Origin of the sequence: Sphingomonas sp., assembly GCF_051962185.1 — a bacterium.
Taxonomy (GTDB): Bacteria; Pseudomonadota; Alphaproteobacteria; order Sphingomonadales; family Sphingomonadaceae; genus Sphingomonas.
The window spans coordinates 19,077-28,970 of record NZ_JBQCCN010000324.1 but is presented as its reverse complement, the minus strand read 5'-3'; the positions used below and the strand labels follow the sequence as shown (position 1 = coordinate 28,970).

Sequence of the window (9,894 nt, the reverse complement as noted above, 5' to 3'; positions counted from 1 at the left end):
GCAGGCGCCGACCCATATCCTGGTGATTCCGCGCGGCGCGTACGTATCGTGGGACGATTTCAGCGCCCATGCCTCGGAGGCGGAAATCGCCGGCTTCGTTCGCGCGGTCGGCAAGGTGGCGCGTGACCTCGGCCTCGTCGCGCCTGGCTATCGCCTGCTCGCCAATGTCGGCCTGCATGGCCATCAGGAGATCGCGCATCTCCACGTCCACCTGTTCGCCGGCCGCGCATTGGGGCCGATGCTCGCGCGCTGAGGCGATCTCGAGGCCGGCGGAATATTTTGATTCACGCAAAGACGCGAAGAAAAGATTGGTTCGCGCAGAGGCGCAGAGATCGCCGAGAATTGATGAGCCTCGCGATGCGAGGCTCTGTGATCTCCAGCGAGTAAGCCGCCCGCCCAGCATGCCTTCCCCTCTGCGCCTTCTGCGCCTCTGCTCGAACTCCTTGCGCCTTCGCGCCTTTGCGTGAATCCACCTTCCAACCACAGCGCGTGCCGCGAAAACCGGATTTCGTCGCCTGAGTTCGTCGCATCTGTAACCAATAAGGGATTGCGCGTCGGGGTTTTGCCACTAGGCTCCGCCGCCAACATAAAATTACCGTTCTGGGGGTTGGATATTCATGTCTTTCGGCCGCGTTAAACCACTCGACGCGATCCTCGCGACCGCCGAGAAAAAATCGCTGCACCGATCGCTCGGCGCCTTTCAGCTGACCATGTTGGGCATCGGCGCCGTCATCGGCACCGGCATCTTCGTGCTGACCGCGACCGCGGCGCAGAAGGCCGGTCCGGGCATGATGCTGTCGTTCGTCGTTGCCGGCCTGGTCTGCGCGTTCGCGGCGCTCTGTTATTCCGAACTCGCCTCGATGGTGCCGGTCGCCGGCTCCGCTTATACCTATTCCTATGCCGTAATGGGCGAACTGATGGCCTGGCTCGTCGGTTGGGCGTTGATCCTCGAATATGCGCTCGGAGCGAGCGCGGTGGCGGTCGGGTGGTCCGGCCATATCGTCGGGCTGTTGGACAGTCTGGGGATGCACCTGCCACATGCCCTGACGGTCGGTCCCAAGATCGAATGGGGCATTCTGAAGGGTGGCGAAATCGGCGGATTCATCAACCTGCCGGCGGTGCTCATCACCGCGCTGATGACCTGGCTGCTGGTGATCGGCACCAAGGAAAGCGCGACCGTCAACGCCGTCCTCGTGGCGATCAAGGTCGCCGCGCTCTCGCTGTTCGTGATCATCACCGTACCGATGATCTTCGGCCATACCTCGAATTTCCAGCCCTTCACGCCGCGCGGCTGGGGCAATCCGTTCGACGGGACGGGGACCGGCGTACTCGGCGCCGCCGCGTCGATCTTCTTCGCTTATGTCGGCTTCGACGCGGTCTCGACCGCGGCCGAAGAAACCAAGAACCCGCAACGCAATGTGCCGATCGGGCTCATTGCCTCGCTGCTGATCTGCACCCTGTTCTATCTGCTGGTGGCCGCCGGCGTGATCGGGTCGTTCGGCGCGCAGCCGCTGCTCGATCCGGCCACGGGCAAGTTCTTCGCCGGCGGGGCGCCGGAGCTCTATGGCAGCGCGGCGTGCCAGGCGGCGCATGCGCCGATGGTCTGTTCGAAGGAAGCGCTCGCCTATATCGCCCGTGAAGTGTCGTCGCCGATCTTCGGCCAGTTGATCGGGCTCGCGGCGACGTTGGCGCTGCCGTCCGTCGTGCTGCTGATGATGTTCGGCCAGACCCGCATCTTCTTCGTGATGGCGCGCGACGGGCTGCTTCCGGGCGGCCTCGCTGCGGTCCATCCCAAGTTCAAGACGCCTTGGGTCGTCACGATCGTCACCGGCGTCGTGGTCGCGATCTGCGCCGCATTCCTGCCGGTCGGCACGCTCGCCGATTACTCGAACTCGGGCACGCTGTTCGCGTTCGCGGTGGTGTCGCTGGGCGTGATGATCCTGCGCCTGACCGACAAGTCGCGTCCGCGCCCGTTCCGCACGCCGCTGCTGTGGGTCATCGCGCCGCTGTCGATCATGGGCTGCATCACCCTGTTCATCAGCCTCGACCGCGCGTCGCAGGGGGTGTTCCTGGTGTGGAGCGCTATCGGATTGGTCTTCTACTTCCTCTATGGCTACCGGAAGTCGAACGTCGGGCGCGGCATCATCGATGTCGTCGACGATCCCAACCTCGAGCCCGAGCTGGCGCGGCCGCTGGAGCCCTGATCGCCGCGTAAAGGCAAAAAGAAGGGGCCGGAGTCGCGCGACTCCGGTCGCGCGGTTTTTTGGCGTCTGCGGCCCGGAGAGGGTCTTTGAATTAGCCCCGCGTCTCGGCGACGAGCGTCTTGAGGTCGGCGAGCGGCCGCGGGCCGACGTGGGCGATGCATTCGGCGGCGCAGATCGCGCCCATGCGCAGGCTGGTCGCGAGATCGCGGCCCTGCGCCTGACCGGCGAGGAATCCCGCCGCGAACAAATCGCCGGCGCCGGTCGTGTCGACCACCTGGTCCACCGGCTCGGCCGGCACGCGGGCATGCTCGTCGCCATGATGCGCCTCGGCGCCGTTCGGGCCATGGGTGCAGACGAGCGTCGGGATGCGCGCTGCCAGGTCCTTCACCGCGGCCTCGATATCGTCGGTCTGCATCATCGCGCGGACTTCGTTGTCATTGGCGAACAGCAGGTCGATCTGCCCGGCGTCGATCAGCTCGAAGAACTCATCGCGATGCCCTTCGACCACGAAGATGTCCGACAGCGTCAGGGCAACCTTGCGCCCGGCGGCACGCGCCATCGCGATCGCGCGCTTCATCGCGTCGCGCGATTGCTCGGCGTTCCACAGATAGCCTTCGAGATAGAGGATCGCGCCGGCGCCAATCGTTTCGGCATCGACCGCGCTTTCGGGCAGATATTGCGCCGCGCCGAGGAAGGTGTTCATCGTGCGCTGGCCGTCGGGCGTGATCAGGATCAGGCAGCGCGCGGTCGGATCGCCGCCGGTCGCCGGCGGGGTCGCGAAATGCACGCCGAGCGACTTGATGTCGTGCGCGAACACCTGGCCGAGCTGGTCGTCGGCGATCTGGCCGATGAAGCCGGTCGGCTGGCCGAGCGCGGCGAGTCCCGCGATCGTGTTCGCCGCCGATCCGCCCGACACTTCCTGCCCCGGGCCCATCCGCGAATAGAGATCGTCGGCGGCTGCGGGATCGAAGATCAGCGCCATCGATCCCTTGGTCATGCCCTCGGCCGTGATGAACTCGTCGGTCGACTGCGAAAGGATGTCGACGATGGCATTGCCGATCGCGACCACATCGTAGGTGGGGCTGGTCAAGATACAAATCTCCGGGAAATGGGTTGGCCGCCCCGTATCGCCGCCGCTAGACAGAAGCAACGATGATCCGCGCCTTCCTCCTGTCGCTCGGCCAGCTCACCGATCCCGCGATCCTGCGCGTCTTCCTGAAATCGATCGGGCTGACGCTGCTGATCTTCCTCCTGCTGGGTGCGGGGCTGTGGTTCGGCACGCAATGGCTGTTCATCGACCAGCTCGGCTGGGGCCAGGATGCGGCAGAGTTCGCGCTGATCGGCGAGTTCGTCGCGACCTTCCTGTTCGGCTGGGTATTGTTCCGCGCGATCGCGGTCGCGGTCATCGACTTGTTCGGCGATCGGATAGTGGTGGCGGTCGAGCGCAAACATTATCCGCAGGCGCTGGCGAGCGCGCATGACCTTCCGTTCGCCCGCTCGCTGCGGATGGGGCTGGCTTCGGCGGGGCGTGCATTAGCGGTCAATATCGTTCTCGCCCCGGCTTATATTGTGCTCCTCGTGACCGGTTTCGGCACGCCATTGCTGTTCTTCGCCGCCAATGGCTGGTTGCTGGGCGTCGATCTGGGCGAGATGGTCGCGGTGCGGCACATCGCAGCGGGCGAGATGAAGGCATGGCGCGCCACGACGCGCTGGTCGCGCTGGGAATTGGGCGTGATCGTGTCGGCGCTGCTGAGCGTGCCCGTGGTCAATCTGTTCGCGCCGATCCTGGGCGCTGCGATGGCGGCGCACCTGTTTCACGGGAGAAGAGCATGAAGCGGTTATTGGCGGTGGCGGGATTGGGGCTGCTGCTCGCCGGCTGCGGCGAGACTACGATGGCACGGCCGGCGACCCCGAGCAGCGTGGTCAAGGCGCCGCCCATGTCGACCACCGGGCTCGAGCGGGTGATAGGGCAGAATGCCGCCGGTCTGACCCAATTGTTCGGCTCGCCAGACGCCGACATCCGCGAAGGCACCGCGCGCAAGCTGCAGTTCCAGGGCACGTTCTGCGTGCTCGATACCTATCTCTATCCGAGCAAGAACGGCGAGCCGAAAGTGACGTATATCGATACGCGGCAGCCGGACGGGAGCCCGATCGACCGGGCGAGTTGCGTGTCGGCGCTGGAACGGCGGGGTGGCGGGAAGTAAAACTCCCCTCCCGTTTACGGGAGGGGCTGGGGGAGGGCTTATCACGGGTCAGCCTTCGAACACGCCCTCCCCTAACCCCTCCCGTGAACGGGAGGGGAATTTAGTTTAACAAGCGCCCACCCGACTGCGTCACGCACCACTTCCGACTCATCGTCCCGCAGCGCCTCCAGCGCCGGTATCAACGCTGCATCCCCGCTATTCCCCGCGGCATAAGCGGCATTGCGCACTAGGCGATCGCGCCCGATCCGCTTGATCGGCGAGCCCGAGAATATTTGCCGGAATCCCGGATCGTCGAGCGCGAGCAGGTCGGCCAAAGCCGGTGCGACCAGTTCCGCCCGCGGAAAGAACGCCCGGTTCGCTGCTGCCGCGGCCGCGAACTTGTTCCACGGGCACACCGCCAGGCAATCGTCGCAGCCATAGATGCGGTTGCCGAGCGCGGCGCGGAATTCCTCGGGCACCGGTCCCTTGTGCTCGATCGTCAGGTACGAGATGCAGCGCCGCGCATCGAGCCGATAGGGCGCCGGGAAAGCGTCGGTCGGGCACGCGCGCTGGCAGGCATCGCACGATCCGCAGCGATCGCGCCCCGCACGGTCCGGCGACAGATCGAGTGTGGTGTAGATCGCGCCCAGGAACAGCCAGCTGCCATGATCGCGGCTGACCAGATTGGTGTGTTTACCCTGCCAGCCCAGTCCCGCCGCCTCGGCCAGCGGCTTTTCCATTACCGGCGCCGTGTCGACGAATACCTTGAGGTCGCTGCCCGGCGCTTCCGCCACGATCCAGCGCGCCAGCGCCTTCAGCGTGCGCTTGACGAGCTCGTGATAATCGCTGCCCTGCGCATAGACCGAGATCCGCCCGCGATCGCCCTCTCCCGCCAGCGCCAGCGGGTCGCGTCCCGGCGCATAACTCATGCCCAAGGCGATCACGCTCCTGACCTCGGGCCACAGGCCGGCGGGTGTGGCGCGATGGTGCGCGCGCTCCTCCATCCAGATCATGTCGCCATGCCGACCCTCCGCCAGCCATTGCCGGAGCCGCTCGCCCGAGCGCGGCGCGGCGTCGGCACGCGCGATGCCGACCGCAGCGAAACCCAGCTTTAATTCCTCTCCCCGCAGGCGATCCTCGAATGGCTTGTCTTCCGTCACCCCGCCCCGCTACCACGGACGAACCAGTCGAGGGAGGTCGCGTGTCTCAATCTCTGGCCGTCACCGCCCACGGCCTCGTCAAGAAGTTCGGCGGCCGACGCGTGGTCGACGGCGTCGACCTCGCCGTCCCGACGGGAACGATCTATGGCGTGCTCGGGCCCAATGGCGCGGGCAAGACGACGACCCTGCGGATGCTGCTCGGCATCATCGAGCCCGACGAGGGCGAGCGCACCCTGCTCGGCTACGACCGCCCGCGCGAGGCGAGCGATCATGTCGGCTATCTGCCCGAGGAGCGCGGCCTCTATCCGCAAATGAAGGCGCGCGAAGCGATCGCGTTCATGGGGGCGCTGCGCGGCCTGCCCTGGTCGGTCGGGCGCAAGCGTGCGGTCGCGCTGATGGAGCAGGCGGGCCTGGGCTATGCGGTCGATTTCAAGATCCGCAAATTGTCGAAGGGCATGGCGCAACTTATCCAGTTGCTCGGCTCGGTCGTCCACCAGCCCGACCTTTTGGTGCTCGACGAGCCCTTTTCGGGCCTCGACCCGGTCAACCAGGAAGGGCTCGAGCGCCTGATTCGCGCCGAGGCGGCGCGCGGCGCCACGGTGTTGTTCTCGACCCATGTCATGGCGCATGCCGAGCGGCTGTGTGACCGGCTGGCGATCATCGCCGGCGGCAAGCGCCGGTTCGAAGGCACCGTCGCCGACGCGCGCGCGCTGCTGCCGATGCGCGCGCATTACCAGCCCGAGCGCGACGGGCCCGAGGTGGCGGCGATCCTGCCCGCCGATGCGCAGCACAACGGCCGCGACTGGGTGTTCCCGGTGGCCGATGACGGAGTCGAGGCGCTGCTGCTCAAACTGACCCAATCGGGTTTCGGCGTCGCCGGCCTGTCGATCGAACGGCCCGGGCTGCACGACGCTTTCGTCAAGATCGTCGGCGCCGAAGCGATCGCCCAGTCCGAAGCGGAGGTGCTGCGATGACCCGCAATTTCCGGCGCGCGCTGCGCCAGGCGCTGACCGTGGCGCGGCGCGACTTCATCGCCACCGTGTTTACCCCGACCTTCCTGATCTTCCTGATGTCGCCGATGTTCACGATCCTGTTCGGCGCCGCCGGCGGGTTCGGCGCGTCGAGCATGGCGCAGGGCGCGGCCGACCGCGCGCGGATCGTCGTCGTCGCCGCGCCCGACCAGGCGGCGGCGATCGTGGCCACCGATCGACAGTTGCGCAAGGTATTCGGGCGCGGCGCCATCCCGCCCCCGCTCGACGTGCTGACGCCAGACGGCAATCCCGCGGCGCAGGCGCGCGCGGTGGTGCTGGACCGGAGCGGCGACGTCGACGCGGCGCTCTACGGCCCGCTCGACAAGCCGACGATTCTCTACGGCAATAGCGGGCGCGACGAGGCCGATTACCTCGCCGGCCTCGCCGAACAGGTCATGCGCGCGCAGAAACTGGGCTCGACCGCGCCGCTCAGCGCGCCGACCAAGACCGCGATCGTGCGGACCGAAGTGACCGCCACCGGCCATAGCGCCGCGGCATTGTTCGCGGTCATGGCGATCTTCCTGCTGACCCTGTTCCTCGCTGGTCTGACGATGGGCACGATGGCCGAGGAGCGCAGCAACAAGGTGGTCGAGGTGCTGGCCGCGGCGGTGCCGCTCGAATCGGTATTCTTCGGCAAATTGATCGGCATGTTCGGCGTCGCTTTGCTGTTCGTCGGTTTCTGGGGAACGGTCGCCAGCCAAGTGTCGGCGGTGTTGCCCGCCGGCTGGGCGGCGAACCTCGCGCAGGTCGCGCCGGCCGTCGGCAAACCGGCCTTCGCCTTGCTGTTCCTGGCCTATTTCGTGATGTCGTATCTGTTGATCGGGGCAGTCTATCTGATCCTCGGAGCCCAGGCCTCGACCCAGCGCGAGCTGCAGATGATGGCGCTGCCGATGACGATCGTTCAGATGGCCAATGTCGGCATGTCGACGGCGGCGGCCAGCCACCCCGGCGGTACGATTGCCTGGATCGCCGAGATCTTCCCGTTCAGCTCGCCTATGGCGATGGCGGCGCACGCCGCCAACTCGCCCGAATTGTGGCCGCATGCCATCGCGATCCTGTGGCAATTGCTATGGGTGTCGCTGGTCATCTCGTTCGGTGCACGCTGGTTCCGGCGCGGCGTGCTCAAGTCGGGCGACGGGCCCAAACGCAAGCGGGCGCCCGCCCCCGCCGGCTGATCGCATCACTATTGACATCTATGTAAGTATAGGCTTGCCTGCGCTCATATATGGGAGAGTGGGCATGGCGACTCAGGCCGAATTGACCGAGATGATAGCGAAGGGGCCGACCTTCAAATATGACGGCCCGGTCGATCCGCTCGACGTGAGCCGCGCCGAACTCTATCGCGACGATGTCTGGCAGGAGCCGTTCCGCAAGCTTCGCGCCGAAGCGCCGGTGCACAAGGTCGAGCATTCGGACTTCGGCCCCTATTGGTCGATCTCGACCTACAAGCCCATCCTCGAAGTCGAATCCTTGCCCGAGATCTTCTCGTCGGAAGCGGGGGGCATCACGATCGCCGACTTCCTGCCCGAGAGCGACATCCGCATGCCGATGTTCATCGCGATGGACCGGCCCAAGCATACCGGCCAGCGCCGCACCGTCGCCCCCGCCTTCACGCCCAGCGAGATGGTGCGGATGAAGGAGGACATCGTCCGCCGCACCGCCGAGATTCTCGACACCCTCCCCTATGGCAAGGAGTTCGACTGGGTCGACACGGTGTCGATCGAGCTGACCACGCAGATGCTCGCGATCCTGTTCGATTTCCCCTGGGAGGATAGGCGCAAGCTGACGTTCTGGTCCGATTGGGCGGGCGACATCGAGCTGGTCAAGACGCCCGAGCTACGCGCCGAACGCCTGCAGCACATGTTCGAATGCGGCGCCTATTTCCAGAATCTCTGGAATCAGAAGGTCGGCAAGGAGCCGACGCCCGACCTGATCAGCATGATGATCCATTCGGACGCGATGGCCGAGATGGACCAATATGAATTCCTCGGGAATCTCATCCTGCTGATCGTCGGCGGCAACGACACGACGCGCAATTCGATGTCGGCGGCGGCCTATGGCCTCGACCTGTTCCCCGACGAGCGCGCCAAGCTCGAAGCGAACCCGGAACTGATCCCCAATGCGGTGCAGGAGATCGTGCGCTGGCAGACCCCGCTCGCGCACATGCGCCGCACCGCGACGCAGGATTACGAGCTGAACGGCCAGCAGATCAAGGAAGGCGACAAGCTCGCGCTCTGGTACCTCTCGGCCAATCGCGACGAGAGCGTGTTCGGCGAGGATGCCGACAATATCGTCGTCGATCGCCCCAATGCGCGGCGTCACCTGGCGTTCGGCCACGGCATCCACCGCTGCGTCGGCGCGCGGCTGGCGGAACTCCAGATCAGCGTGCTGCTCGAGGAAATGGCCAAGCGCCGGATGCGCGTGAACGTGCTCGGTGAGCCGACCCGCGTCTCGGCCTGCTTCGTCCACGGCTATCGCAAGCTGCCGGTGGAAATCAGCAAATATTGAGGGCTGTGACGAAGACCATAGGCCAGCGCTTGCGAATGTAGCGCGCTGGCCAAGGTCGTCATCCCGGCCTTGTGCCAGGATCCACGGAGCCCGAGGCGCGGTCCTTGAGCCTCCTGCCACCGCGCAAGCCGCCCATTGGACCCCCGGCACAAGGCCGGGGTGACGGGGGGAGCGTGGCATTGCCGCTCGTATCGCCGTGTGCTTCTCCAAACCCAGTTCGAAAACAACCCCGCATCCGGACAAACCGTCCGCGCGTACCTATATCCGTCCCATCGATGGAGTCCGTACGATGACGTTCGACCGCCGCCATTTCCTGACGCTCGCCGGCACCGGCGCCGCGACGATGCTGTTCGGCGGCTGCCGCGCCGCGCCCGCGCCGGCGGCCAAGTTCGAATTCCAGTTGAGCGATGCCGAATGGCGCAAGCGCCTGCCCGCCCTGTCGTACCAGGTGCTGCGGCACGAGGCGACCGAGACGCCCTTCACCAGTCCGCTCAACAACGAGCATCGCGCCGGCATCTTCTCGTGCAAGGGCTGCGGCCTGCCGCTCTATTCGTCGAAGACCAAGTTCGAGAGCGGGACCGGCTGGCCGAGCTTCTGGGCCCCGCTCAGGAACGCGGTGCAGACGCGCACCGACAGCACGCTGGGCATGTCGCGGACCGAAGTGCATTGCCGCCGCTGCGGCGGGCATCTCGGCCATGTGTTCGATGACGGGCCGAAGCCGACCGGGCTGCGCTATTGCATGAACGGCGCGGCGATGAACTTCACGCCGGGCAAGGCGTAGGCGGCGGACTGACGAAAAAAGGTCGTT

10 protein-coding genes are annotated in these 9,894 nt (G+C 66.1%); 8 read left to right on the top strand and 2 right to left on the bottom strand.

Annotated elements, in window-relative coordinates; genetic code table 11:
• Together ACTHJR_RS20010 and ACTHJR_RS20005 are read left to right on the top strand one after the other, a co-directional pair.
• On the top strand, positions 1 to 253 hold a 253-nt coding region (locus ACTHJR_RS20010), incomplete at its 5' end, for an HIT domain-containing protein (protein ID WP_440525182.1).
• A 364-nt stretch (positions 254 to 617) separates the two neighbouring features.
• Positions 618 to 2,204, top strand: coding sequence for an amino acid permease (locus ACTHJR_RS20005; RefSeq protein WP_440525181.1), 1,587 nt, complete (start codon positions 618 to 620; stop codon positions 2,202 to 2,204).
• 91 nt (positions 2,205 to 2,295) lie between these two features.
• Here ACTHJR_RS20005 and ACTHJR_RS20000 read toward each other — a convergent pair whose 3' ends face one another.
• Positions 2,296 to 3,294, bottom strand: a complete 999-nt coding sequence (locus tag ACTHJR_RS20000) for an adenosine kinase (protein ID WP_440525180.1) — start codon at positions 3,292 to 3,294, stop codon at positions 2,296 to 2,298.
• Positions 3,295 to 3,356: 62 nt separating this feature from the next.
• Between ACTHJR_RS20000 and ACTHJR_RS19995 the strand changes: the two genes are divergently transcribed.
• On the top strand, positions 3,357 to 4,037 hold the full coding sequence (locus ACTHJR_RS19995; RefSeq protein WP_440525179.1) for an EI24 domain-containing protein: 681 nt from the start codon (positions 3,357 to 3,359) through the stop codon (positions 4,035 to 4,037).
• Positions 4,034 to 4,408, top strand: coding sequence for a hypothetical protein (locus tag ACTHJR_RS19990; RefSeq protein WP_440525178.1), 375 nt, complete (start codon positions 4,034 to 4,036; stop codon positions 4,406 to 4,408). The genes ACTHJR_RS19995 and ACTHJR_RS19990 overlap by 4 nt, the downstream gene beginning before the upstream one ends.
• 71 nt (positions 4,409 to 4,479) lie before the next feature.
• Here ACTHJR_RS19990 and queG read toward each other — a convergent pair whose 3' ends face one another.
• Complete coding sequence (queG, locus tag ACTHJR_RS19985) at positions 4,480 to 5,547, bottom strand: tRNA epoxyqueuosine(34) reductase QueG (protein WP_440525177.1); 1,068 nt, start codon at positions 5,545 to 5,547, stop codon at positions 4,480 to 4,482.
• Positions 5,548 to 5,588: 41 nt separating this feature from the next.
• Between queG and ACTHJR_RS19980 the strand changes: the two genes are divergently transcribed.
• From ACTHJR_RS19980 to msrB, 4 genes are all read left to right on the top strand, one after another.
• Complete coding sequence (locus tag ACTHJR_RS19980; RefSeq protein ID WP_440525176.1) at positions 5,589 to 6,521, top strand: ABC transporter ATP-binding protein; 933 nt, start codon at positions 5,589 to 5,591, stop codon at positions 6,519 to 6,521.
• Positions 6,518 to 7,753: an ABC transporter permease gene (locus ACTHJR_RS19975; RefSeq protein WP_440525175.1), complete on the top strand. Its 1,236-nt coding sequence runs from the start codon at positions 6,518 to 6,520 to the stop codon at positions 7,751 to 7,753. The genes ACTHJR_RS19980 and ACTHJR_RS19975 overlap by 4 nt, the downstream gene beginning before the upstream one ends.
• A 91-nt stretch (positions 7,754 to 7,844) precedes the next feature.
• Complete coding sequence (locus tag ACTHJR_RS19970) at positions 7,845 to 9,086, top strand: cytochrome P450 (RefSeq protein ID WP_440525186.1); 1,242 nt, start codon at positions 7,845 to 7,847, stop codon at positions 9,084 to 9,086.
• Between the two features lie 289 nt (positions 9,087 to 9,375).
• Positions 9,376 to 9,867, top strand: coding sequence for a peptide-methionine (R)-S-oxide reductase MsrB (msrB, locus tag ACTHJR_RS19965; protein WP_440525174.1), 492 nt, complete (start codon positions 9,376 to 9,378; stop codon positions 9,865 to 9,867).
• Positions 9,868 to 9,894: the final 27 nt, after the last annotated feature.